The following is a 23,531-nucleotide window of genomic DNA, read 5'->3' as shown; positions in this document are numbered from 1 at the left end:
CGTCACATGGCCATGCTGAGACAACGTATGGCTGTCAGCGCCGGCGTCCTGGCCCTTCTTGCCCTTGCCGGCTGTGGTACGAAGCAGGGCCAGGGAGCCGGTGCCGGCTCGGGGTCCGACGACCGCGGCTCCGTACGGACCGATCTGCCCGTCACCGATGTCCACTGGAAGGTCGACTCGATGACGGTCGACGGCAGGAGAACCGCCGCTCCGGACGGCGCTTATGTCGTGATCACGCCTGAAGGTAAGGCCCACGGGAACTACGGCTGCAACCACTTCTCCGCCACCGCCCGGATGAACGGCGACACGATCAACGTCACCCCGGGCGCGTGGACCACGAAGGGCTGCCGGAAGGACATCGACCAGTTCGAGAAGGCCATGTCCCGCACCTTCAGCGGCACACTCACCGCTGCCGTGTCGGACCGGACCCTCACCCTGACCACGGCGACGGGCGACGCCATCGCCTTCACCTCGGAGCCCGGGGCCCCGCTCACCGGCACCACCTGGACGGTCACCACTCTGATCTCCGGCTCGGTCGCCTCGTCGCTGCCCGCCGGTGCGGAGAAGAAGGCGCGGCTGACCTTCGGCAAGGACGGCTCGGTGCAGGGCAGCTCCGGCTGCAACCGGCTGCGCGGCACCGCGACAGTCTCCGGCTCCACCATCGCGTTCGGCCGGATCGTCGGCACGAAGATGATGTGCCCGGATCCGCAGATGGAGGTGGAGCGCCCGCTGCTCGCGATCCTGCAGGGGAAGGCGACGTACCGGATCGATCACCGCACGCTGACCCTCACCGCGGCAAGCGGCGAGGGTTTCAGCGCGACGGCATCCGCACCCGGGAAGTGAGTCAGGACCCCGTCGGATACGGCAGCAGACCGGCGTTCGTCCTCTCCCAGGACGCTCGCAGTTCGGCCGGCAGCTCCGGCTCGGCCTCCGCCCGGTTCGCGTAGAGGTCGTACTCGCCGCCGAGGCCGAGCTCGGAGTAGTACTCCAGCGCCCCACCGAAGTTCCCGAAGAACTCGGCCCAGCCGGATTTGGTGGGGCTGTAGTCCGGCAGATAGCCGCAGTGCCACTTGCCGATCAGCGCGGTGGCGTACCCCGCGCCGCGCAGCAGGGAGGCGAGCGTCGGGTGCGCGGGTTCGAGTCCGACCGACCGGTCCGCGATGGGCTCGGCGACTCCGCCCTTCGTACGGCCCGGATAGCGGCCGGTGCAGAGGCTGAACCGGGTCGGGGAGCAGGTCGCCGATCCGGTGCGGGGGTGCGTGCGGCGAAAATCAGGCGCAGCGACAGATGGCGCTCGCGACACGTCCCAGATCGACGTGGCGGCGCTCCACGAGCGTGACCGAACGGTCACCGAGGGGCTGCGTGGGCCAGGAGCCTGTCAATGGGGCATGCGCCGGTCTCGCACTCCGGACGCCGGGGCGACGCGCACCCGCGATCCCGTGCACGGCCCACCCGCGGCCCCGCGCGGAGGATCCGGCGGTGGCGCCGGCGGCGCGGAGAAGCCGCATACCGGCCTCGGCGGCCCGCGTCCGGTGTGAGGCTCACCACGAAACGAGCGTTCGACCACCGTCCCGGGCGCCCCGTCGGCGGACTCACCGAGCGCCACCACCGGGCCCGGCGCCCCCGGGGACAACCCCTGGCTTGAAGTAGCCGGTAACCCGCCGGTAGGCCGGGCGTCAGCCGCCCTGTGGCGGATCCTGCCCCGGCTCCGACCTCCGCCGCCAGCCGAATTCCGTCACTGCCCGTGACCGCGCGCATGGCCCCCGGAACGGCACTTCGGGCCTCTTCTCCGGTGCTCCGACGGGGTGTCCCCAATTCGGACCAGTGGTCGACCTCGCCTACACTCGGTGGTGTGCCTCGTGGTGATGGACGACTCAACCACGACCTGCTCCCCGGAGAGAAGGGCCCTCAGGACGCTTGCGGCGTCTTCGGTGTCTGGGCTCCGGGTGAAGAGGTCGCCAAGCTCACCTATTTCGGACTGTATGCCCTGCAGCACCGTGGACAGGAGTCCGCGGGCATCGCAGTGAGCAACGGGTCCCAGATCCTGGTCTTCAAGGACATGGGACTGGTCTCGCAGGTCTTCGACGAAACGTCTCTGGGATCTCTCCAGGGCCATATCGCGGTCGGTCATGCCCGCTACTCCACCACCGGTGCCTCGGTGTGGGAGAACGCGCAGCCGACGTTCCGTGCGACCGCGCACGGCTCGATCGCCCTGGGTCACAACGGCAATCTGGTCAATACGGCCCAGCTCGCCGAGATGGTCGCCGACCTTCCTCGTAAGGACGGCCGCGCCACCCAGGTCGCCGCGACGAACGACACCGATCTGGTGACCGCTCTGCTCGCCGGCCAGACCGACGACGACGGTAAGCCGCTCACCATCGAGGAGGCCGCCGCCGCGGTGCTTCCCGAGGTGAGGGGCGCCTTCTCGCTCGTCTTCATGGATGAGCACACCCTCTACGCAGCCCGCGACCCGCAGGGCATCCGTCCGCTGGTCCTCGGCCGTCTGGAGCGTGGCTGGGTGGTGGCCTCCGAGTCCGCCGCCCTCGACATCTGCGGTGCCAGCTTCGTCCGCGAGATCGAGCCGGGCGAGCTCGTCGCCATCGACGAGAACGGCCTGCGCTCCTCGCGCTTCGCGGAAGCGAAGCCCAAGGGCTGTGTCTTCGAGTACGTCTATCTGGCCCGACCCGACACCGACATCGCCGGGCGCAACGTCTACCTCTCCCGCGTGGAGATGGGCCGCAGGCTGGCCGCCGAGGCCCCGGTCGAAGCCGATCTGGTCATAGCGACTCCGGAGTCGGGCACGCCCGCAGCCATCGGCTACGCGGAAGCCAGCGGAATCCCGTTCGGCGCGGGTCTGGTCAAGAACGCGTACGTCGGCCGGACCTTCATCCAGCCCTCGCAGACCATTCGCCAGCTGGGCATCCGCCTCAAGCTGAACCCGCTCAAGGAAGTCATCAAGGGCAAGCGCCTGGTGGTCGTCGACGACTCGATCGTCCGCGGCAACACCCAGCGCGCACTGGTCCGGATGCTCCGCGAGGCCGGCGCTGCCGAGATCCACATCCGGATCTCGTCCCCGCCGGTGAAGTGGCCCTGCTTCTTCGGCATCGACTTCGCGACCCGCGCGGAGCTGATCGCCAATGGCATGACGGTTGATGAGATCTCCACGTCGATGGGGGCCGACTCGCTCGCGTACATCTCGCTGGACGCGATGGTCGAGGCGACCACGATCGCCAAGCCGAACCTGTGCCGCGCCTGCTTCGACGGTGAGTACCCGATGGAGCTCCCGGACCCGGAGCTGCTCGGCAAGCAGCTGCTGGAGACCGAGCTGGCGGCAGGCCCTGCGGCGACCGCCGCGGCCGACGCACTGCGTCGTCCGTGACCGGCCACGCGCACCAGCCCTGCCACCAGCCCCGTATTTCCACACGAAAGATCCCAGGCAATGTCTGAGACAACAGGTGCTTCCTACGCGGCAGCGGGCGTCGACATCGAGGCCGGCGACCGCGCCGTCGAGCTGATGAAGGAGTGGGTGAAGAAGACGCAGCGCCCGGAGGTCGCGGGCCTCGGCGGCCTCGGCGGATTCGCCGGCCTCTTCGATGCCTCGGCCCTCAAGCGCTACGAGCGTCCGCTGCTCGCCTCCGCCACCGACGGCGTCGGCACGAAGGTCGACCTCGCGCGCAAGATGGGCGTGTACGACACCATCGGCCACGACCTCGTCGGCATGGTCGTCGACGACCTGGTCGTCTGCGGCGCCGAGCCGCTCTTCATGACCGACTACATCTGCGTCGGCAAGGTGCACCCCGAGCGTGTCGCGTCCATCGTGAAGGGCATCGCCGAAGGCTGCGTGCTGGCCGGCTGCTCCCTGATCGGCGGCGAGACCGCCGAACACCCGGGCCTCCTCGGTCCCGACGACTTCGATGTCGCGGGCGCCGGCACGGGCGTGGTCGAGGCCGACCGGCTGCTCGGCCCGGACCGTATCCGTAAGGGTGACGCGGTCATCGCGATGGCGTCGTCCGGTCTTCACTCCAACGGGTACTCGCTCGTCCGCCATGTCTTCTTCGACCGGGCCGGCTGGGCGCTGGACCGCGACGTCGAGGAGTTCGGCCGCACGCTCGGCGAGGAGCTCCTGGAGCCCACCAGGATCTACTCGCTGGACTGCCTGGCGCTGACCCGTACGACCGAGGTGCACGGCTTCAGCCATGTCACCGGGGGCGGCCTGGCCAACAACCTGGCCCGGGTCGTGCCGGACGCCCTGCACGCCACCGTCGACCGCTCCACGTGGACGCCCGGCGCGGTCTTCGACCTGGTCGGCAAGGCCGGTCAGGTCGAGCAGCTGGAGCTGGAGAAGACGCTCAACATGGGCGTCGGCATGATCGCGATCGTCCCGGCGGAATCCGTGGATGCGGCGCTGACGACGCTGGCCGACCGCGGGATCGACGCCTGGGTGGCCGGCGAGATCACGGACCGCGGCACGCACGGCTCCGGTGCCGAGCTGGTCGGCGCGTACGCGCGCTAGTGCCGTGACCGGCGAGGCTTGCCGGGAGGGGCACCAGGACATGCGACGGGGCAGGGCGCACCGGTACCGTCCGGTGACCGTCCTGCCCTGGGTCGCCGAACAGGCTCAAGCTTCCGATCGGCCCCGAAAAGCGCAACACAGAACCCGGTCCGGGCAGGCCCGGACCGGGTTGATGTGTCAGCGCGAGGTCAAGCGCCGCGGCGCTGTGACGACGGACCGGACTGGTCGTCCTCGTCCTCATCGTCGTCGTCGTTGTACAGATCCGCGTACTGTGCGTACGGGTCATCTTCCTCGTCGTCGTCCTCGAACGGCTCTGCGTTCGGTGGTTGACTCGAAGGCGATGCGCCCAGCTCATTGGCCAGACGCGACAGGTCAGTCCCGCCGCTGCTGTACTTCAGCTGGCGGGCGACCTTTGTCTGCTTGGCCTTTGCCCGGCCGCGCCCCATGGCTCGACCCCCTCGGTGACGGGGCTCGACGGCCCCAGAGTCTTGACACGCGTTCATGTTTCAGGACGGACTCTCGGCAGAGAGACCGTGCCCGTAGGGCTTTAACGGTACCTGCTTCCGTGGCCATACGGTACGCCGCCCGCATCACACGCCCCGGAACAGGACCAACGAGAAGCCCCGTCCTCGCTGGTCAACTGCGATTTTAACCTCTTCTCGGCATGCGACCCGCCGACCGGCGTGAGTCTTGTCTCGCCGGTCGGCGGGTCAGCCGTCCGAGGAACGGTCGCGACGCCCGGTGGGGACCCCGCGACCGTCGGCGACGAGCGGTCAGGCGCGCCGTGCCTCGGCCATCCGCTGCTCGGCGATCCGGTCGGCCGCCGCAGCCGGCGGAATGCCGTCTTCCTTCGCACGTGCGAATATAGCCAGCGTCGTGTCGAAGATTTTCGACGCCTTCGCCTTGCACCGGTCGAAGTCGAAGCCGTTCAGCTCGTCGGCGACCTGGATGACGCCGCCCGCGTTCACCACGTAGTCGGGGGCGTACAGGATCGAACGGTCCGCGAGGTCCTTCTCGACGCCCGGGTGGGCCAGCTGGTTGTTGGCCGCGCCGCACACCACCTTGGCCGTGAGCACCGGGACGGTCTCGTCGTTCAGCGCACCGCCGAGTGCGCACGGGGCGTAGATGTCGAGACCTTCGGTGCGGATCAGCGCGGCGGTGTCCGCGGCGACGGCGACCTCCGGGTGGAGATCGGTGATCCGGCGTACCGATTCCTCCCGGACGTCCGTGACCACGACCTCGGCGCCGTCCGACAGCAGATGTTCGACGAGGTGGTGTCCGACCTTGCCGACGCCCGCAACCCCCACTTTTCGGCCACGCAGCGTCGGGTCGCCCCAGAGGTGCTGGGCCGAGGCCCGCATGCCCTGGAAGACACCGAACGCGGTGAGGACGGAGGAGTCGCCGGCGCCGCCGTTCTCCGGGGACCGGCCGGTGGTCCACCGGCACTCGCGGGCGATGACGTCCATGTCGGCGACGTACGTGCCGACGTCGCAGGCGGTCACGTAGCGACCGCCGAGCGAGGCCACGGCCCGGCCGTAGGCCAGCAGCAGTTCCTCGGTCTTGATCTTCTCGGGGTCGCCGATGATGACGGCCTTGCCGCCGCCGTGGTCGAGACCGGCCATGGCGTTCTTGTACGACATGCCGCGCGCCAGGTTCAGCGCATCCGCGACGGCCTCCTCCTCGGAGGCGTACGGATAGAAGCGGGTGCCGCCGAGGGCCGGGCCCAGGGCGGTGGAGTGGATGGCGATGACGGCCTTGAGGCCGCTGGCACGGTCCTGGCAGAGCACGACTTGCTCGTGTCCCCCCTGATCCGAGTGGAACAGGGTGTGCAGGACGCCGTCGGTCACATCGGTCACGGTGGTGACTCCCAAGTACGAAGCGGCGGAAGACCCCCCTGAAGGTGGGGAGGGCCCCGGACCGACCGGCACGGACGGTCCGACAGGGCACGAGCGTAAGTCCTACGGGGACGGAGATCTGTTCCAGTGCCAAGGATCACCCTCTGGCGGAGTACGGGCGTGACACGATCTGAGGCATGTCGGTGGTGTCTTCGGTGCTCGTTCCTTACGCGTCCTACCTCCGGGTGTACGAACCGCTGGCCGCCTTCCCGGAGCCGGAGCGGGCCCACTGGGCCCGCTACGCGGGGCGCGACCGCATCCCCACGGCGCAGGACGAACTCCGCCGCTCGCTGGCCGACTTGGCGGCCACCCCGCCGGTCGGGGTGCCGGTCCACGAGAGCGGGGACGCGTTCGTCGCCGAGGTGGACGGCGTGGTGTGCGTCTGTCCGTGGCGGACCCGGCTGCGTGGCTGGCTGGCGCTGGAGGAGCTGGCGGAGATGTTCCCGGCCCCGGTGCTCGACGCGGTGCTGCCGCCGGTGGTGCGCGGGCAGGCGCTCGCCGACCACGAGCGGTGGGCGGAGCGCAATCCGGACGCCCGGCCGTGGATCCGGACCGCGGTGTGGCAGGTACCGGTGCGCTGGTTCGTCCTCTTCTCCGACGAGGAGCGGGAGCACGCGGAGGCGACCGAGGGCGGGGGAGCGCCGGTGCTCCGCTACCGGACCCCGATGGTGCAGGCGCGCCGCCGGCTGGCCAGATCGCTGAAGGCGCTCAGGGAGACCGTCGACGAGGCGCCGCTGACCGAGGGCCTGGTGGATGTCGGCCGCTGGCTGGAGGAGTTCCATCCGCGCGCGCTGGTCGAGCTCGACTACGGCGGTCTGGTGCATGCGCTGTCGGCGGAGCAGCTCGCCGCGGACCGGTCGGCCGCGGATGTCGCCGAGGGCATCGCGGCGCTGCGGGCCGGTGACACCGAAGGGGCGAGTGCGGCGTACGGGCGGCTGGCGGAGCGCTGGCGGGTCGTGAGGGACCGTCAGTTCGCCAGTTGAGTCCGGCGGTGCGGGGTCGGGAACCGGTCACCCCTGCGGCTCGTCTGTGTGACTCACGAGGCTGGTGGGGGTGAAGAGGCGGCAGCGCACTCCCGTGACTCCGGGACCTACGTCCCGAACCGGGCCTTTGCCTCAAGGGTGACGGATAGCACTAACTGGGCCCTTGCGCCCTTCCCTACTCCTCATGCCAAAATAGGACAAGGAGTCCGGGGAGGACTCCATCCGTCCAATTGAGGGCGGATTGCTCAGCATTGCACGCTATGGGGGGTCTGGTGACTCCTGATCGCTCTGTGACTGATCGTCACGGTGGTGTGACTGTCCGCTATGGCATGGTCCATCGGCTTCCGTCGCTGATGAACACCTGGGAGGGCAATTCCATCGGTTTGGCCGACGTGGCTGGACGGATGGTGTAGTTGTAGTGCCGAGGACAAGCCGTTCGTCCTATAACCGACTCGGCCCGCGTCCGCCATTTCGGGCAACGCGGGTCAAGGTGCAGAATTTAGAGGAAAGAACCGAGATGGTTCGGTTCTCCCGAGGAGGCCGCTCATGACCGCTCGCACCCCTGACGCCGAGCCGCTGCTGACCCCGGCTGAGGTTGCCACGATGTTCCGCGTGGACCCGAAGACGGTCACCCGTTGGGCCAAGGCAGGCAAGCTCACGTCCATCCGCACGCTCGGTGGACATCGCCGGTACCGCGAGGCAGAGGTCCGCGCACTGCTTGCGGGTATTCCGCAGCAGCGCAGCGAGGCCTGACACACCCCTGTCGCCGCATCACAACCGGGCTGCCCGGGTCCCCCAACCCGCGTTCGCCCACCCATAGCTCCACACGACGGGCGCCCGCCCCAACGGGCGCCATACCTGTGCAATACGGGGTATGTCGTTCGATCGCGCTGGACTCCGCCGGGTCCAGCGCGATCTTTTTTGTGCCCGTGGGGCTGCCGGCCGACCGGGGCTCCGGCTTCGCGCGGAGTGCTGTGCGGGCGCGTCCGACCCCGACGGGCAGGTCCTCCGGGGGGTTGCCCGAGGCTCAGGGGCCGCCCTCCGGGCCTCCCCGCGGAAGCGTCATCCGAGTGGTGCAATTGCACATATTAAATTCGCCAGTTGTAGGAAGGGTGTAAAGTCACCCTTTCTCAAAACTCTTTGAGTGACACCCGTCACATGGCTCGAGTCTTGCCAAGGTCGAGCCTGCCACTGCCGGGAGGCGGATGTCCTCGCCTTCGGTCACGTGGCGGCAGGGCTTTCGTCCTCGGCCCTCTCGGTGCGGTTCTGTTCTTCCGGGGCGGTCATGGGGGCGGCGAGCGCCGCGACCTCCTGAACGGCCGCTGGGGCCCCGCCGGGTGGCGTGAGCGGTTCGGGGAGCGGGACGGACTGAGAGGCCGTCAGGGGCTCCATGGCGAGCCTCAGGAGCTGATGGCAGACCGGACAGTGCCGGGTGAGATGCCGGTAGCCGGAAGCGGCCGCCAGATGGGCGCGCAGCAGTGCGCGGGTCTCGTGCCTCGCCGTGGACGCCGTCATCCGCGCCACCTCCCGGTGGACCGCGCCGCCCCGCGCCGAGGAACAGGGGCGGCCCCTGCTGTCTGAAGTACCCGTCGGCAGTTGCCGGAGTCAAGACACGCGAAAGCCCGGATCCAGAAGGATCCGGGCTTTCGTTACTGCGGTCCTGACGGGATTTGAACCCGCGGCCTCCACCTTGACAGGGTGGCGAGCACTCCAAACTGCTCCACAGGACCAGGTTTTCGCGGCTTCCTTGCGGCTGCCTGCGAAACCAGACTGTACAGGAGATTGGCCGCTCCGGTCGACTTCACTCCTGGTGGTGGCTCCCTTACACCCCGAGGGGCGCCCGATCAGGGAGCCGCGGCGTCGATCGCCTTCACGATCCGCTTGTCCGAGACGGGGTACGCGGTGCCCAGGGCGTGCGCGAAATAGCTCACCCGGAGCTCCTCGATCATCCAGCGGATGTCCAGGACCTCCTGCGGAACGGGCCTGCCCTGCGGCATCTGTTCGAGCAGCCAGGCGTACTCGTCCTGCATCTCGTGGACCTTCTCCATGCGCGTGGTGTCGCGCTGGACGGCCGTCGGCATCTGCTGGAGCCGACGGTCCACGGCGACCAGGTAGCGCATCAGGTCGGGCAGCCTGCGCAGCCCGGTCCTCGTGACGAAGCCCGGCGGCACGAGGGCGTCGAGCTGGTTCCGTACATCGGTGACGTTGTTGACCAGGACCAGGCTGTTGGTGGCCTTCAGGCGCCGCTCGCAGGACTGCCAGGCGGCCAGCACCTGCTGCACCTGGGCGACCGTGTGCTCGGTCAGCGCGACGAGGTCGGCGCGGACCTTGTCGTACAGCTTCCGGAACGACTCCTCGTCCCAGGCCGGCCCGCCGTGGGCGCCGATCAGCCGGTCCGCGGCAGCGGTCGCGCAGTCCTCGAACAGCGCCTGGATGGAGCCGTGCGGATTGCGGGACAGGGCGAGCTTCTGCTGGTTCGTCAGCTTGTCCGAGGCGAACTTGGCCGGGTTCACCGGGATGTTCAGCAGGATCAGCTTCCGGGTGCCGCGCCACATCGCCTGCTGCTGCTCGGCCTCGGTGTCGAAGAGCCGTACGGCCACTGTGCCCGCCGCGGCTCCCTCCTGATCGACCAGGGCCGGGTACGCCTTCACCGGCTGGCCGGCCCGCCGGGTCTCGAAGACCCGGTTCAGCGTGCCGATCGTCCAGTCCGTGAGCCCCGAACGCTCGATGGACTCGCCCGAGGGCCCCACGGTGGCCGCCGCGGCCTTGGAGAGGGCCTGGCGGGCCTTGGGGCGCAGCTGGAGCTTCAGCGCCTCCAGATCCTTGTCCTCGGCCACCCTGCGGCGCCGCTCGTCGACGATCCGGAACGTGATCTTGAGGTGGTCCGGGATCCGGGAGAGGTCGAAGTCGTCGGCGGAGACCGGGACCCCGACCATCTGCTGGAGCTCACGCGCGAGGGTGGCCGGCAGCGGCTCCTGCAGCGGCACCGCCCGGTCCAGGAACCGGCCCGCGTAGTTCGGCGCCGGGACGTAGTGCCGGCGGATCGGCTTGGGCAGGGAGCGGATCAGCTCGGTGACCACGTCCTCGCGCAGGCCGGGGATCTGCCAGTCGAAGCCCTCGGGGGTGACCTGGTTGAGCACCTGGAGCGGGATGTGGACGGTCACACCGTCCGCGTCCGCGCCGGGCTCGAACTGGTAGGTCACCTTGAACTTGAGCTTCCCCTGCCGCCAGGAGTCCGGGTAGTCGTCCTTGGTGACGGCCCCGGCCTTCTCGTTGATGAGCATCGAGCGCTCGAAGTCGAGCGCGTCGGGCTCGTCGCGGCGCTTGTGCTTCCACCAGGAGTCGAAGTGCGCGCCGGAGACGACGTGCTCCGGGATCCGCCGGTCGTAGAAGTCGAAGAGCGTCTCGTCGTCCACGAGGATGTCGCGGCGCCGCGCACGGTGCTCCAACTCCTCGACCTCGCCGAGGAGTTTGCGGTTGTCATGGAAGAACTGGTGGTGCGTCCGCCAGTCGCCCTCGACCAGTGCGTTCCGGATGAAGAGATCGCGGGACGTCTCGGCGTCGATCCGGCCGAAATTGATCTTGCGCTGGGCGACGATCGGTACGCCGTACAGCGTGACCCGCTCGTACGCCATCACCGCGGCCTGGTCCTTCTCCCAGTGCGGCTCGCTGTAGGTGCGCTTCAGCAGATGCTGGGCCAGCGGTTCGATCCATTCCGGCTCGACCCTGGCATTGACCCGCGCCCACAGCCGGGACGTCTCGACCAGCTCGGCCGACATCACGAACCGCGGCTGCTTCTTGAAGAGCGCCGAACCGGGGAAGATCGCGAACTTGGCGCTGCGCGCGCCGAGGTACTCGTTCTTCTCGGTGTCCTTCAGCCCGATGTGCGACAGCAGCCCGGCCAGCAGCGAGGTGTGCACCGCCTGCTCCGGCGCATCCTCCTCATTGGGGTGGATGCCCATCTGCTTGGCGACCGTACGCAGCTGCGCATAGATGTCCTGCCATTCGCGGATGCGCAGGAAGTTCAGATACTCCTGCTTGCACATCCGGCGGAAGCTGGACGAGCCGCGCTCCTTCTGCTGCTCGCGGATGTACCGCCACAGATTGAGGAACGCCAGGAAGTCCGACGTCTCGTCCTTGAAGCGGGCGTGCTGCTGATCGGCCTGCGTCTGCTTGTCCGAGGGCCGCTCGCGCGGGTCCTGGATGGAGAGCGCGGCGGCGATCACCATGACCTCGCGCGTGCAGCCGTTGCGGTCGGCCTCGATGACCATGCGGGCGAGGCGCGGGTCGACTGGCAGCTGCGAGAGCTTCCGCCCCAGCTGCGTCAGCCGTTTCCTCGGATCCTTCTCGTCCGGGTCGAGTGCGCCGAGCTCCTGGAGCAGCTGCACACCGTCGCGGATGTTGCGGTGGTCCGGCGGGTCGATGAAGGGGAACTTCTCGATGTCGCCGAGGCCGGCCGCGGTCATCTGGAGGATGACGGACGCCAGGTTCGTGCGGAGGATCTCCGCGTCCGTGAACTCCGGGCGGGCCAGGAAGTCGTCCTCGGAGTACAGCCGGATGCAGATGCCGTCCGAGGTACGACCGCAGCGCCCCTTGCGCTGGTTGGCGCTGGCCTGCGAGATCCGCTCGATCGGCAGCCGCTGGACCTTGGTGCGGTGGCTGTAGCGGGAGATGCGGGCGCTGCCCGGGTCGATCACGTACTTGATGCCGGGGACGGTCAGCGAGGTCTCGGCGACATTCGTCGCCAGGACGATCCTGCGCCCGGTATGGCGCTGGAACACCCGGTGCTGCTCGGCGTGCGACAGGCGCGCGTAGAGGGGGAGCACCTCCGTGTGGCGGAGGTTCTTCTTGTTCAGGGCGTCCGCGGTGTCGCGGATCTCGCGCTCGCCGGAGAGGAAGACCAGGACATCGCCGGGACCCTCCGCCTGGAGTTCGTCGACGGCGTCGCAGATCGCGGTGATCTGGTCGCGGTCGGAGTCCTCGCCCTCTTCCTCCAGCAGCGGCCGGTAGCGCACCTCTACCGGGTACGTACGCCCGCTGACCTCGACGATCGGCGCATCACCGAAGTGCCGGGCGAAGCGCTCCGGGTCGATGGTCGCCGAGGTGACGACGACCTTCAGGTCGGGGCGCTTGGGCAGCAGCCGGGCCAGATAGCCCAGCAGGAAGTCGATGTTCAGCGACCGCTCGTGGGCCTCGTCGATGATGATCGTGTCGTACGCGAGCAGCTCGCGGTCCGTCTGGATCTCGGCCAGCAGGATGCCGTCCGTCATCAGCTTCAGATACGTCGCGTCCGGGTTCACCTGGTCGGTGAAGCGGACCTTCCAGCCCACCGCCTCGCCGAGCGGGGTCTTCAGCTCGTCGGCGACGCGCTCGGCGACCGTGCGGGCCGCGATCCGGCGCGGCTGGGTGTGCCCGATCATGCCCCGGACGCCGCGCCCAAGCTCCATGCAGATCTTCGGGATCTGCGTGGTCTTGCCGGAGCCGGTCTCACCGGCGACGATCACGACCTGGTGGTCGCGTATCGCCTCCAGGATCTCGTCCTTCTTCTGGCTGACCGGAAGCTCTTCCGGGTACGAGAGAACGGGCATCCGCTCGGCGCGCCCCGCGAGCCGCTCGGCTGCCTTCCCGGCCTGTGTGGCGATCTCGTCCAGCACGGCCTGCCGGGCTTCGGGCTTACGGATCCGGCGCGCCCCTTCGAGGCGGCGGCCGAGCCGGTGCGCGTCGCGGAGCGAGACGTGTCCGAGTCGGGACTGGAGATCGGCAAAGGAAGTAGACATACGGGTCCCAGGATCGCACCCGGGCCCGAGGAACGGCGAACCTATTTCGCGCGGTCTGCGTCACGGCCGCGGTGACTGCGGGGGAGCTCCTGATCACAGCACGTACTATTTCGGACAACTGATCTTCGTACCGCAGTGGAAAGGCCGTCGCCCGTGTCCCGTACGCAGTGGTGCTGCCTGGTGGCGGTGCTCGCGGTCGCGCTGGGGCTGTTCTGCGGGCCCGCCACGGCGGGGACGGCGGCGACCGCGTCCGGGGAGTCCGGCACCGCGGTGGCCGCCCCGGCCGTCGACGGTCAGGGGGTGCCCGGCTGCGGCAACGGCACGACGCACGACGACGCCGAGCCCGGTGTGCCCGTCCGGGCCCGTGCCGCGCACGACCAGGCACCCGGTCTCGCCGAGTGGGGGCTGAGCGCGACTCCCTGGCAGGGGTCCGCGGAGCCGTGCACATGCGTCGGGCTGCGCGGTCCGGAGTGCGCCGCGCTCTCCTCGGTGGAACTCTCCGTACTGCGGGTATAGGGGCGCTCGCCGCCCGGTCGTCCCTTACCTCCTTCCGCACCACGAGCACGGAGTCTCGCCATGCCCACGCCCAAAACCTCCTCGTCCAGGAAGCCGTTGTTCTACGGCACCGGTGTCGTCCTCGCCGCCGCGCTGCTCGGCTTCATCTCCTACCGCGCCACCGCCCCCGCCGACCGCTCCGGCTCCTCATCGACCGCGGTCGCCGATGTCACCGCCGACCCGGACGCCGGCGTCTTCCCGGAACTGGTGAAACTGGCCCGCCGCGACGCCGGCGACGGACTCGCGCAGGGCCGGGCGGACGCGCCCGTGGTCCTCATCGAGTACGCCGACTTCAAGTGCGGCTATTGCGGCAAGTTCGCCCGGGACACCGAACCCGCTCTGATCAAGAAGTACGTCGCCAACGGCACTCTGCGCATCGAGTGGCGCAACTTCCCGATCTTCGGCGCCGAATCCGAGGCCGCGGCGCGCGCCGCCTGGGCCGCCGGGCAGCAGGGCCGCTTCTGGCAGTTCCACGCAGCCGCCTACGCCGAAGGGGTCAAGGACAAGGGCTTCGGCAAGGACCGGCTGAAGGCGCTCGCCAAGGAGGCGGGGGTACGGGACCTCGGCCGGTTCGTGCGCGACGCGGACGGCGCGGCAGCTTCCGCCGCGGTGAGCAAGGACCAGGAGGAGGGGTACGGGATCGGCGCGAGCTCCACCCCGTCCTTCCTGATCAACGGCCGCCCGCTGGCCGGAGCGCAGCCGGTGGAGGTCTTCGAGCAGGTCGTCCAGGCGGCGGCCGACAAGGCCGCCAACACCAAGGACGCCAAGGGGGACGGTGGCTCCAAGGGCTCCGGTGACTCCGGGGGCGCCGACAAGTGACGATGGACATCGGCTACTTCGCCGCCTTCCTCGGCGGGCTGCTGGCCCTGGTCAGCCCCTGCAGCGCCCTGTTGCTGCCCGCCTTCTTCGCCTACTCCATCGACTCGGCCTCGCGGCTGCTGGCCCGTACCGGCATCTTCTACGCGGGTCTGGCCACGACCCTCGTGCCGCTCGGCGCCGCGGGCTCGTACGCCGGACGGCTCTTCTACAGCCACCGCGACCAGCTGGTCCTCGGCGCCGGCTGGCTGATCATCGGGCTCGGCGTGGCCCAGATCGTGGGCCTCGGCTTCGCCTCGCGCCGGATCGCGGCCCTCAGCGGGCGGATCCGGCCGACGACCGCCGTGTCGGTCTACGCCCTCGGCGCCGTCTACGGGCTGGCCGGGTTCTGCGCCGGACCGATCCTCGGCAGCGTCCTGACGGTGGCGGCGGTCAGCGCCAGCCCGGTCTACGGCGGACTGCTGCTCGCCGTCTACGCCCTGGGCATGGCGGTCCCGCTGTTCCTGCTGGCGCTGGTCTGGGAGCGCTTCGACCTCGGGCGCCGCGCCTGGCTGCGCGGCCGTGCCTTCCGGCTCGGCCGCTTCGAACTGCACACCACCACTGCGCTGTCGGGGCTGTTCTTCATCGGTCTTGGCGCACTGTTCCTGGCGTACGACGGGACGACCGCGCTGCCCGGACTGCTGGACGTGGACGATTCGTTCGCCGTCGAGCAGTGGGCGCAGCGGATCGGCGAGCAGGTGCCGGACGCGGCCGCGCTGGTGACGGTGGTGGCGGTGGCGCTGCTGGTTCTCGGGGTGCGGGCCCGGCGCCGCCGGGACGCGAACTCGGCGGAGCGGGAAGAGGCCTGACACGGCGAAGGCCCCGTCCGGTGGACGGGGCCTTCGGGTGGTGGCTGGGGCCGGGATCGAACCGGCGACCTATCGCTTTTCAGGCGATCGCTCGTACCAACTGAGCTACCCAGCCACGCAGCACTTACGAGCTGCAGCGGTCCTGACGGGATTTGAACCCGCGGCCTCCACCTTGACAGGGTGGCGAGCACTCCAAACTGCTCCACAGGACCAAGCTTTTGTGCGACTAAGTGTCGCACAAGGTGGTGCGTGCCCCCAACGGGATTCGAACCCGTGCTACCGCCTTGAAAGGGCGGCGTCCTGGGCCACTAGACGATGAGGGCAGAACTGCAGTGTTGCTGCTTCTGCGCCTGTCACCCGGGCGGGGGACGTGAGAAGCATGTGACTCCGCTTCCCCTCAAGAGGTTCCGCTTCTCCTTCAACCTCTGGGGTCTCAGAACGGTCAAGCCCTGACCGGCGCCCTTGGGCACGTCGGAGACTGTACTACGGCGTTTCCGTGTCAGCCAAACCGAATGGGCGAAGGGGTCGCTCCGGGTCGGTTCTCGCCCGGCAGATGGCGGCTGACCTCGGCCGTCGTCAGGCCGAGCCCGCCGAGGGTGATCTCGTCCCAGGCCTGCAGACGGCGAGTCGCGCGGTCCAGATAGAGCACCGAGGCGCGCACCTTCTCCGGCTTCCTGTTCTGTACGGCGCGCAGCCCGCCGCCGCCCGTGGAGCCTTCGACCTTGAGCCGGGTGCCGAGTTCCATCAGTTCGTTCTGCCGGTGGTGCACGTGGCCGGCGAGGACCAGCGGCACCGTGCCGTCCGTCTCGCGGGCCGCCTCCGGCTCATGGGTGACGGCGATGTCGACGGGGGTGCCGGCCTGTTCCTGGCTGCGGATCGATGAGGCGAGCCGCATGCCCGCCATCCGCTCGGCGGCCGCCCCCAGGGCGGGGAGGGAGCGGTCCGGGGTGAACTGGGGGTCCCCGATGCCTGCCACCCGCAGCCCGCCGACGTTCACGGCCCGGCCGTCGTCCAGTACACGCACGTTCTTGAACCGCCCCAGATACCGCTGGGTGATCCGGGAGTCGTGGTTGCCGCGGACCCAGATGTAGGGCGCGCCCAGGTCGCGGATCGGGTCCAGGAAGCCGTTCTCGACGGCGGCGCCGTGGTCCATCGTGTCGCCCGAGTCGATGATCACGTCGATGTCGTACTGCTTGACCAGCGAGCCGATGATCTGCCAGGCCGCGGGGTTGAGGTGGATGTCGGAGACATGCAGGACACGGAGGGTGGCGGGGTCCGGGCGGTAGACGGGGAGCGTCGATGTGGCGTCGTAGAGCTTGGTCACATTGGTGACCAGCCGGGCCAGTTCCCGTTGGTAGACGTCGAAGTCGGTGACGATCGAACGGGCGTCGCCGACCACCGAGGGAGCGCTGGAGAGCAGCCCGGAGAACTTGGGCTCCAGGACGGACTTCGGGTTCCAGGTGGCATAGGCGCTGACGCCCGACGCGGCCAGCAGCGCGAGCGCGAGACCACCGGCGGCCAGCGCGCGGCGTGGGCGGCGGTAGACGGCGAGACCGAGCGCGGTCGCACCGGAGACGACGGCGACGACGGAGCGCACGGCGAGCTCGCGGGTGCCGGTGGAGACGTCCGCGGATATCTCCTGCTGGAGTCCGGCGAGCCGTTCGGGGTGCTGGACCAGGGCCCCGGAGCGCACCGGGTCCAGCCGGTCGACCTGCACGTCGAGGCGGACCGGGGCTATGTGGGAGTCCAGCTCCAGGGCGCCGAGCGGGGCCACATTGATCTTCGTGCCGCCGCTCAGGGAGGGGCGCAGGGCCATCGTGGTGTCCATCGGGCCGACGGGCGTACGGACACTGCCGACGACCAGCAGCCCCAGCCAGGCGCCGAACACGACGACGGCGATCAGACCCAGCGCGCGCCCGTAGGGGTGCGGAGCGGGGGCGAGGCCACTGCCGGGGGCGGTGGAGCGGGAGCGGTGGTGACGGCGGATGCGGGCGACTGCGGCGCGGAAGGAGGCGCGGACCATTGGGCGCGTATGCCCGGGTTCGGGGGCGGCCATGCGGGGCGCGGGATTGCGGGACAGGGCGGGGGCGACGGTCCGGGGCCGGTAGGGCGGGGGGTACGTGACAATGGCGGTGTGCTGGAGATGACGCGCGAAGAGTTCGAGGAACTGGTCGCCGAGGCCCTGGACCGGATTCCGCCGGAGCTGACGCGGCTGATGGACAACGTCGCTGTGTTCGTCGAGGACGAACCGGATCCCGGTGATCCGGAGCTGCTCGGGCTGTACGAGGGCACGCCGCTGACCGATCGCGGCGAGTGGTACGCCGGGGTGCTGCCGGACCGGATCACGATCTACCGGGGGCCGACGCTGCGGATGTGCGAGTCGCGCGAGGACGTCGTGGCCGAGACGGAAATCACGGTCGTCCATGAGATCGCCCACCACTTCGGCATCGACGACGAGCGGCTGCACGCGCTCGGTTACGGCTGAGTACGCCCGGGAGGGCAGCGGCGAAGGGGCCGGCGCCGAAGGGGTCGGTGGTGCGTGGGGCGTGTCCCATGCGGGGGAACGGGAGTTGGGCACAGTGCCCCCCGTCCGTTCCCGCCCTTCTTCGCTCCTCGCCTCCCGGAGGTGCCACCCGTGCGCCAGTTGCCCGCCCCTGTCCGATGGGCAGCCGTCACCGCAGTGACGATTGCCGCGTCCACCGGCTGCATGAGCATCAGCGACGACGGCGGGAAGCCGACCCCGTCGCGGTCGGCCGAGCGGAGGGGCTCGTCGGGTGAACCGGACGGCTCCACGGCGGCGGGTACGGGACGGGCCCGTACCGGAGGGGGCGCGGAGGCGCACTCCGACCGGGAGACCGCCGAATCGCCGAGCCCGAGCGCGTCGGCGCGTGCCTCGGTCGGACCCGGTGGCGCGCATGCGGGCGCGGGGTCCGGTGCTCCGTTGCCGACCCGGGGCGGACACCTGCCGCCGCCGTCGCCGGGGGGCGGGGGGCCGCAGCAGCCGGGGCCGTCCGCGGAGCCGTCGGTGCCCTCCGATCCGTCCGCGCCGGTCACCCCGGAGCCGTCGGGCTCACCGGATCCGGAACCCTCGGATCCGCCTCCGGTCCCCTCCGCGTCGCCGGCCGCGCAGTTCCGCAGTGACGCGATGAGTGCGCCGGACGACATGGAGGCGCTGCGGACTCCCGAGGCATCACCCCAGGTGGGGCCGGTGTAGCGGGTGGTCCGGAGCGTGCGGTTTGCGCGATGTGGGTGCGAGTGCGTATGGTAGTAGATCGTTTGATCCCATTGCCCGGCGCCGACACAGAAGAGCGCCGTGTGGCGCGTACTCTCCCTTGCCGTGGCTGGACCGCATTGAGGCGGTCGAAATTGCGAATCACGGAGTTATGGGCGCGTGCCGAGACTCCGGAAGGTTTCGCATTTCGCATGTCCAATTTCAGCTCTGACAACACCGTCGTGCCCGAGAACGACGAGATTGTCACCGAAGCCGAGGCCGTAGTGGCCGAGGCCGCCGAGGTGTCCGAGCCGATCGAGACGGCCGAGTCCGTCGACTTCACCGGCTCCACCGAGGCCACCACCGACTCCGAGCCGACCATCACCTTCGCCGACCTGGGCCTGCCCGAGGGCATCGTCCGCAAGCTCGCGCAGAACGGTGTGACCGCGCCCTTCCCGATCCAGGCGGCGACCATTCCGGACGCGCTGGCCGGCAAGGACATCCTGGGCCGAGGCCGTACCGGCTCCGGCAAGACGCTCTCCTTCGGTCTGCCGACCCTGGCCTCGCTGGCCGACGGTCACACCGAGAAGAAGAAGCCCCGCGCGGTCATCCTCACCCCGACGCGTGAGCTCGCGATGCAGGTCGCGGACGCGCTGCAGCCCTACGGCGACGTGCTCGGTCTGAAGATGAAGGTCGTCTGCGGCGGTACGTCGATGGGCAACCAGATCTACGCGCTGGAGCGCGGTGTCGACATCCTCGTCGCCACCCCGGGCCGACTGCGCGACATCATCAACCGGGGCGCCTGCTCCCTGGAGAACGTCCAGGTCGCCGTCCTCGACGAGGCCGACCAGATGTCCGACCTGGGCTTCCTGCCCGAGGTCACCGAGCTGCTCGACCAGGTTCCGGTCGGCGGTCAGCGCATGCTCTTCTCCGCCACCATGGAGAACGAGATCGGCACGCTGGTCAAGCGCTACCTGAGCAACCCGGTGAGCCACGAGGTCGACAGCGCCCAGGGCAACGTCACGACCATGACGCACCACGTCCTCGTCGTGAAGCCGAAGGACAAGGCGCCGGTCACCTCCGCCATCGCTGCCCGCAAGGGCCGCACGATCATCTTCGTCCGCACCCAGCTGGGCGCCGACCGCATCGCCGAGCAGCTCGTCGAGGCGGGTGTGAAGGCGGACGCGCTGCACGGCGGCATGACGCAGGGTGCCCGTACCCGCGTGCTCGCCGACTTCAAGGACGGTTACGTCAACGCGCTCGTCGCGACCGACGTCGCCGCCCGCGGTATCCACGTCGACGGCATCGACCTGGTGCTGAACGTGGACCCCGCCGGTGACCACAAGGACTACCTGCACCGCTCGGGCCGTACCGCTCGTGCCGGCAAGTCCGGTGTCGTCGTCTCCTTGGCGCTGCCGCACCAGCGTCGCCAGATCTTCCGCCTGATGGAGGACGCGGGCGTCGACGCCTCGCGCCACATCGTCGGTGGCGCGGGCGCCTTCGACCCGGAGGTCGCCGAGATCACCGGCGCCCGTTCGCTGACCGAGGTTCAGGCCGACTCCGCGAACAACGCCGCCAAGCAGGCGGAGCGCGAGGTCGCCGACCTGACCAGGCAGCTGGAGCGCGTCCAGCGCCGCGCCGGTGAGCTCCGCGAGGAGGCCGACCGCCTGGTCGCCCGTGCCGCGCGCGAGCGGGGCGACGACCCCGAGGCAGCAGTCGCCGAGGTCGCCGCCGAGGCCGAGGCCGCGATCGAGGCCGTCGTCTCCGTACCGGAGCAGCCCACAGCGCGCGACGACCGTCGCGACGACCGCGGCAACTTCGAGCGCCGGGACAACCGCCGGGACGACCGGGGCGGCGACCGCGGTGGGTACCGCGGTGGCGACCGTGGTGGTTTCCAGCGTCGTGACGACCGTTCGTCGGGCGGTTTCCGCCGCGACAACGACCGCCCGTCCTTCAACCGTGACCGTCGTGACGACCGCGGTGGCGACCGTGGTGGTTTCCAGCGTCGTGACGACCGTTCGTCCGGTGGTTTCCGCCGCGACAACGACCGCCCGTCCTTCAACCGCGACAACGACCGCCCGTCGTTCAACCGCGACCGTCGTGACGACCGTCCGTCCGGTGGCTTCCGCTCCGGTGGCAGCGACCGTCCGTTCAACCGCGACCGTCGTGACGACCGTCCCTCGGGCGGCTTCCGCTCCGGTGGCAGCGACCGTCCGACCGGCCGCCGCGACGACCACCGCGGTGGCACCGGCACCAACACCGGTTCCTTCGGCCGCCGCGACGACAAGCCGCGCTGGAAGCGCAACGGCTGACCTTCACGCGCACGTCGCTGAACAGCTGAACAAGTGAACCGAACGCGGGCCCGCTCTCCAGGAGCCGGGCCCGCTTTCGATTGACGGGCGGACCCGCTCCGCCGCACGGGTGAGGACCGGGGCGGCCGGCAGATGTACTCGGGGCTCGCCTGACGTACACACCGCCTCGGAGGCGACTCCTCAGTACAAGGGCGCGGCCTGCTGGCCGCGCCCTTGCGTCGTGCTGCGCCATGTTTTCCCAGTCGTAACCACGGCGGCGGCATGCGTACTCCGGGGCGAGGGCATCGCTGGGGTCATGACAACAGACATCGGCGAGGACAAGTCACCGCCGGGCGCCTCCGACGAGGAGCGTCTCGCGCAGCTCGGCTACACGCAGACGCTGGCCCGGCGTATGTCGGCGTTTGCCAACTACGCAGTCTCGTTCACGATCATCTCGGTGCTCTCGGGCTGCCTGACGCTGTATCTGTTCGGCATGAACACCGGGGGCCCCGCCGTCATCACCTGGGGCTGGGTCGGCGTCGGCCTGATGACGCTGTTCGTCGGCCTGGCGATGGCGGAGATCTGCTCGGCGTACCCGACCTCCGCCGGGCTCTACTTCTGGGCGCACCGGCTGGCCCCGCCGCGCTCGGCGGCGGCCTGGGCCTGGTTCACGGGCTGGTTCAACGTGCTCGGCCAGGTCGCGGTGACCGCAGGGATCGACTTCGGCGCGGCATCGTTCCTCGGGGCCTATCTGAACCTCCAGTTCGACTTCGAGGTGACGCCCGGCCGGACGATCCTGCTGTTCGCCGCGATCCTGCTGCTGCACGGACTCCTGAACACGTTCGGGGTCCGCATCGTCGCGATCCTGAACAGCGTGAGCGTGTGGTGGCACGTCCTCGGGGTCGCCGTCATCGTCGGCGCCCTCACCTTCGTACCGGATTCGCACCAGTCGGCGTCGTTCGTCTTCACCGAGTTCGTCAACAACACCGGCTGGGGCAGTGGTTTCTACGTCGTGATGATCGGCCTGCTGATGGCCCAGTACACCTTCACCGGCTACGACGCCTCCGCCCATATGACGGAGGAGACCCACGACGCGGCGACGGCGGGGCCGCGCGGCATCGTCCAGTCGATCTGGACCTCCTGGATCGCCGGCTTCGTCCTCCTGCTCGGCTTCACCTTCGCCATCCAGTCGTACGACGGAGCCCTGAACTCCCCGACCGGCGCCCCGCCCGCCCAGATCCTCCTGGACGCCCTCGGCGCCACCACCGGCAAGCTCCTGCTGCTGGTCGTGATCGGCGCGCAGCTGTTCTGCGGGATGGCGTCGGTGACCGCCAACAGTCGCATGATCTACGCGTTCTCCCGGGACGGCGCACTCCCGTTCTCCCACGTCTGGCACACGGTCAGCCCCCGCACCCGCACCCCTGTGGCCGCGGTCTGGCTCGCCGCACTCGGCGCGCTGGCCCTCGGTCTCCCGTACCTGATCAACGTCACCGCGTACGCCGCAGTGACCTCGATCGCGGTGATCGGCCTCTACATCGCGTACGTCATCCCCACCCTGCTCCGCCTCCTGCGCGGCGACGACTTCACCCCGGGCCCCTGGCACCTCGGTCGCTGGTCCCGGCCCATCGGCATCGTGGCGGTGGTGTGGGTGGGGGTCATCACGGTCCTCTTCATGCTGCCGCAGCTGTCCCCCGTCACCTGGGAGACGTTCAACTACGCCCCGATCGCCGTCCTGGTCGTCCTGGGTTTCGCGGCGACGTGGTGGGTCGTGTCGGCCCGTCACTGGTTCCTCAAACCGGATCACAAGCGCACGAGCGCGGACATAACCGCCGAATGAACGACCCCCGGAGGCGGCTCGACGGGCCCGACAGCCGATACCCGATCGGCTGCCGGGCCACGGCGAGCTATGCTCAGGGGTGATTCGCCGAGGGCCGTTAGCTCAATTGGCAGAGCAGCGGACTTTTAATCCGTTGGTTGTGGGTTCGAGTCCCACACGGCCTACCAGTGGCGGGGGAGGGGAACACCCTCTGACCTGCCTCGTTTTCGGGCGCTTGCGTGAGCGATGCGTGAGCGGCTGTGCCTCGGCAGGCCGCAGCGAGCAGGGGCCAGGAGGACGGACTCATTGCCGTCGTCCTGGCCCCTGTGCTGTAAGGCGACTTCCGTCGGCATGACTTGTCCGCCTTCTTGAGCAACGGCCCTGAACCGCCGAAGCGTTCTCCTGCCTCTCGGCGTCGGAGAACAGCAAGGTGGGCTCGGCGAGGATGTTGCGGCCGGCCTCGCTCCTGCAGATCTCGTCGACGCCGCCGAACCGGGCTTCGGAGCAGTCGAGGTCCAGGAGGGCGGCGCCCTCCTGCCGCACCGACGCCTCGTCCCTCGATCTCCAGGGACGTGGGGAGGCCGCCAGGCGTCGAAGCCGAAGGCGGCCTCGCCCAGACGTCACTCCTCGCCGTGGTTCTCCTGGTGGCGGACCTCGGTGAGGCCGGGGGATCGTCAGAGCGAGAGCCCCTACCTCCACGGCTCGTGTCGGTGGGGGGCCTCGGTTACAGCCCGCAGGAGCCGCGGTCGAGGTGGAAGTACCGGGCGTTGGCCCAGCGGCACAGCCGGATACCGACGACGACGCCGACGATGGTGACCAGGGCAGG

General features: G+C 69.7%; 18 protein-coding genes, 5 tRNA genes and 2 pseudogenes. 13 read left to right on the top strand and 12 right to left on the bottom strand.

Translation table 11 applies throughout. From position 1 onward, the window contains the following. Positions 1–12: 12 nt before the first annotated feature. Entirely contained in the window at positions 13–843 is an 831-nt protein-coding gene (locus tag ACFU6I_RS06300; protein WP_384362272.1) for an META domain-containing protein, read from the top strand. Between the two features lie 85 nt (positions 844–928). On the opposite strand, the pseudogene ACFU6I_RS06295 reads toward ACFU6I_RS06300, so the two are convergent. Together ACFU6I_RS06295 and ACFU6I_RS06290 are read right to left on the bottom strand one after the other, a co-directional pair. Further along, positions 929–1,252 (bottom strand): annotated as a pseudogene (locus ACFU6I_RS06295) (sulfatase-like hydrolase/transferase); the annotation flags it as partial. Between the two features lie 19 nt (positions 1,253–1,271). Then, positions 1,272–1,508 (bottom strand): putative leader peptide, encoded by a 237-nt coding sequence (locus tag ACFU6I_RS06290; RefSeq protein WP_384362269.1) that lies wholly within the window; start codon positions 1,506–1,508, stop codon positions 1,272–1,274. 344 nt (positions 1,509–1,852) lie between these two features. Here ACFU6I_RS06290 and purF point away from each other — a divergent pair, with 344 nt between their 5' ends. Together purF and purM are read left to right on the top strand one after the other, a co-directional pair. Further along, positions 1,853–3,379, top strand: coding sequence for an amidophosphoribosyltransferase (purF, locus tag ACFU6I_RS06285; RefSeq protein ID WP_384362266.1), 1,527 nt, complete (start codon positions 1,853–1,855; stop codon positions 3,377–3,379). Positions 3,380–3,439: 60 nt separating this feature from the next. After that, positions 3,440–4,513 (top strand): phosphoribosylformylglycinamidine cyclo-ligase, encoded by a 1,074-nt coding sequence (purM, locus tag ACFU6I_RS06280; RefSeq protein WP_384362263.1) that lies wholly within the window; start codon positions 3,440–3,442, stop codon positions 4,511–4,513. A gap of 188 nt (positions 4,514–4,701) precedes the next feature. Here the strand turns inward: purM and ACFU6I_RS06275 are convergent, their stop codons facing one another. Both ACFU6I_RS06275 and ACFU6I_RS06270 read right to left on the bottom strand, forming a co-directional pair. Continuing rightward, positions 4,702–4,959, bottom strand: coding sequence for a DUF3073 domain-containing protein (locus tag ACFU6I_RS06275; protein WP_030979949.1), 258 nt, complete (start codon positions 4,957–4,959; stop codon positions 4,702–4,704). Between the two features lie 327 nt (positions 4,960–5,286). Then, the gene (locus tag ACFU6I_RS06270; RefSeq protein ID WP_384362260.1) at positions 5,287–6,369 is read right to left on the bottom strand and encodes a Leu/Phe/Val dehydrogenase; all 1,083 of its coding nucleotides are present in this window, start codon (positions 6,367–6,369) and stop codon (positions 5,287–5,289) included. 176 nt (positions 6,370–6,545) lie between these two features. Here ACFU6I_RS06270 and ACFU6I_RS06265 point away from each other — a divergent pair, with 176 nt between their 5' ends. Together ACFU6I_RS06265 and bldC are read left to right on the top strand one after the other, a co-directional pair. Further along, entirely contained in the window at positions 6,546–7,391 is an 846-nt protein-coding gene (locus ACFU6I_RS06265; RefSeq protein ID WP_384362257.1) for a hypothetical protein, read from the top strand. 546 nt (positions 7,392–7,937) lie between these two features. Further along, the gene (gene bldC / locus ACFU6I_RS06260) at positions 7,938–8,144 is read left to right on the top strand and encodes a developmental transcriptional regulator BldC (protein WP_003949541.1); all 207 of its coding nucleotides are present in this window, start codon (positions 7,938–7,940) and stop codon (positions 8,142–8,144) included. Positions 8,145–8,612: 468 nt separating this feature from the next. On the opposite strand, the gene ACFU6I_RS06255 is transcribed toward bldC, so the two are convergent. The 3 genes from ACFU6I_RS06255 to hrpA form a co-directional block, all read right to left on the bottom strand. Continuing rightward, complete coding sequence (locus tag ACFU6I_RS06255; protein ID WP_384362255.1) at positions 8,613–8,906, bottom strand: DUF6274 family protein; 294 nt, start codon at positions 8,904–8,906, stop codon at positions 8,613–8,615. Between the two features lie 140 nt (positions 8,907–9,046). Then, positions 9,047–9,121: transfer RNA gene (locus ACFU6I_RS06250), tRNA-Asp, on the bottom strand. A 114-nt stretch (positions 9,122–9,235) separates the two neighbouring features. Further along, positions 9,236–13,168 carry an ATP-dependent RNA helicase HrpA gene (gene hrpA / locus ACFU6I_RS06245; protein WP_384362252.1) on the bottom strand — a complete coding sequence of 1,311 codons (3,933 nt, stop codon included), beginning with the start codon at positions 13,166–13,168 and terminating at the stop codon, positions 9,236–9,238. Between the two features lie 153 nt (positions 13,169–13,321). Between hrpA and ACFU6I_RS06240 the strand changes: the two genes are divergently transcribed. From ACFU6I_RS06240 to ACFU6I_RS06230, 3 genes are read left to right on the top strand one after another with little or no spacing between them, the layout of a single operon-like run. Continuing rightward, the gene (locus ACFU6I_RS06240) at positions 13,322–13,684 is read left to right on the top strand and encodes a hypothetical protein (RefSeq protein ID WP_384362249.1); all 363 of its coding nucleotides are present in this window, start codon (positions 13,322–13,324) and stop codon (positions 13,682–13,684) included. A gap of 60 nt (positions 13,685–13,744) precedes the next feature. Continuing rightward, complete coding sequence (locus ACFU6I_RS06235; RefSeq protein WP_384362246.1) at positions 13,745–14,542, top strand: DsbA family protein; 798 nt, start codon at positions 13,745–13,747, stop codon at positions 14,540–14,542. After that, positions 14,539–15,387 (top strand): cytochrome c biogenesis CcdA family protein, encoded by an 849-nt coding sequence (locus ACFU6I_RS06230; protein ID WP_384362243.1) that lies wholly within the window; start codon positions 14,539–14,541, stop codon positions 15,385–15,387. The genes ACFU6I_RS06235 and ACFU6I_RS06230 overlap by 4 nt, the downstream gene beginning before the upstream one ends. Before the next feature lie 38 nt (positions 15,388–15,425). Here ACFU6I_RS06230 and ACFU6I_RS06225 read toward each other — a convergent pair. From ACFU6I_RS06225 to ACFU6I_RS06210, 4 genes are all read right to left on the bottom strand, one after another. Continuing rightward, positions 15,426–15,502 (bottom strand) — tRNA-Phe (locus ACFU6I_RS06225). A 22-nt stretch (positions 15,503–15,524) separates the two neighbouring features. After that, positions 15,525–15,599: transfer RNA gene (locus ACFU6I_RS06220), tRNA-Asp, on the bottom strand. Positions 15,600–15,637: 38 nt separating this feature from the next. Then, positions 15,638–15,710: transfer RNA gene (locus ACFU6I_RS06215), tRNA-Glu, on the bottom strand. Positions 15,711–15,886: 176 nt separating this feature from the next. After that, the gene (locus ACFU6I_RS06210) at positions 15,887–17,410 is read right to left on the bottom strand and encodes a metallophosphoesterase (protein ID WP_384362450.1); all 1,524 of its coding nucleotides are present in this window, start codon (positions 17,408–17,410) and stop codon (positions 15,887–15,889) included. A 111-nt stretch (positions 17,411–17,521) separates the two neighbouring features. Here ACFU6I_RS06210 and ACFU6I_RS06205 point away from each other — a divergent pair, with 111 nt between their 5' ends. The 5 genes from ACFU6I_RS06205 (at position 17,522) to ACFU6I_RS06185 (ending at position 22,893) form a co-directional block, all read left to right on the top strand. Beyond that, the gene (locus ACFU6I_RS06205) at positions 17,522–17,872 is read left to right on the top strand and encodes a metallopeptidase family protein (RefSeq protein ID WP_030929660.1); all 351 of its coding nucleotides are present in this window, start codon (positions 17,522–17,524) and stop codon (positions 17,870–17,872) included. Positions 17,873–18,022: 150 nt separating this feature from the next. Further along, positions 18,023–18,601, top strand: coding sequence for a hypothetical protein (locus ACFU6I_RS06200; RefSeq protein ID WP_384362240.1), 579 nt, complete (start codon positions 18,023–18,025; stop codon positions 18,599–18,601). Between the two features lie 209 nt (positions 18,602–18,810). Next, on the top strand, positions 18,811–20,910 hold the full coding sequence (locus tag ACFU6I_RS06195; protein ID WP_384362238.1) for a DEAD/DEAH box helicase: 2,100 nt from the start codon (positions 18,811–18,813) through the stop codon (positions 20,908–20,910). 295 nt (positions 20,911–21,205) lie between these two features. Then, a complete protein-coding gene (locus tag ACFU6I_RS06190) occupies positions 21,206–22,726 on the top strand; it encodes an amino acid permease (RefSeq protein ID WP_384362235.1) in 1,521 nt (506 codons plus the stop codon). A gap of 91 nt (positions 22,727–22,817) precedes the next feature. Beyond that, a tRNA-Lys gene (locus tag ACFU6I_RS06185) sits at positions 22,818–22,893 on the top strand. A gap of 199 nt (positions 22,894–23,092) precedes the next feature. Here ACFU6I_RS06185 and ACFU6I_RS06180 read toward each other — a convergent pair. After that, positions 23,093–23,379: pseudogene (locus tag ACFU6I_RS06180) on the bottom strand (adenylyl cyclase); the annotation flags it as partial. Between the last annotated feature and the right edge of the window lie 152 nt (positions 23,380–23,531).

The sequence above is a fragment of the Streptomyces sp. NPDC057486 genome (genome assembly GCF_042802415.1).
GTDB classification, from domain to species: Bacteria; Actinomycetota; Actinomycetes; order Streptomycetales; family Streptomycetaceae; genus Streptomyces; species Streptomyces yanii.
This window is presented reverse-complemented; position numbering and strand designations above follow the sequence as displayed.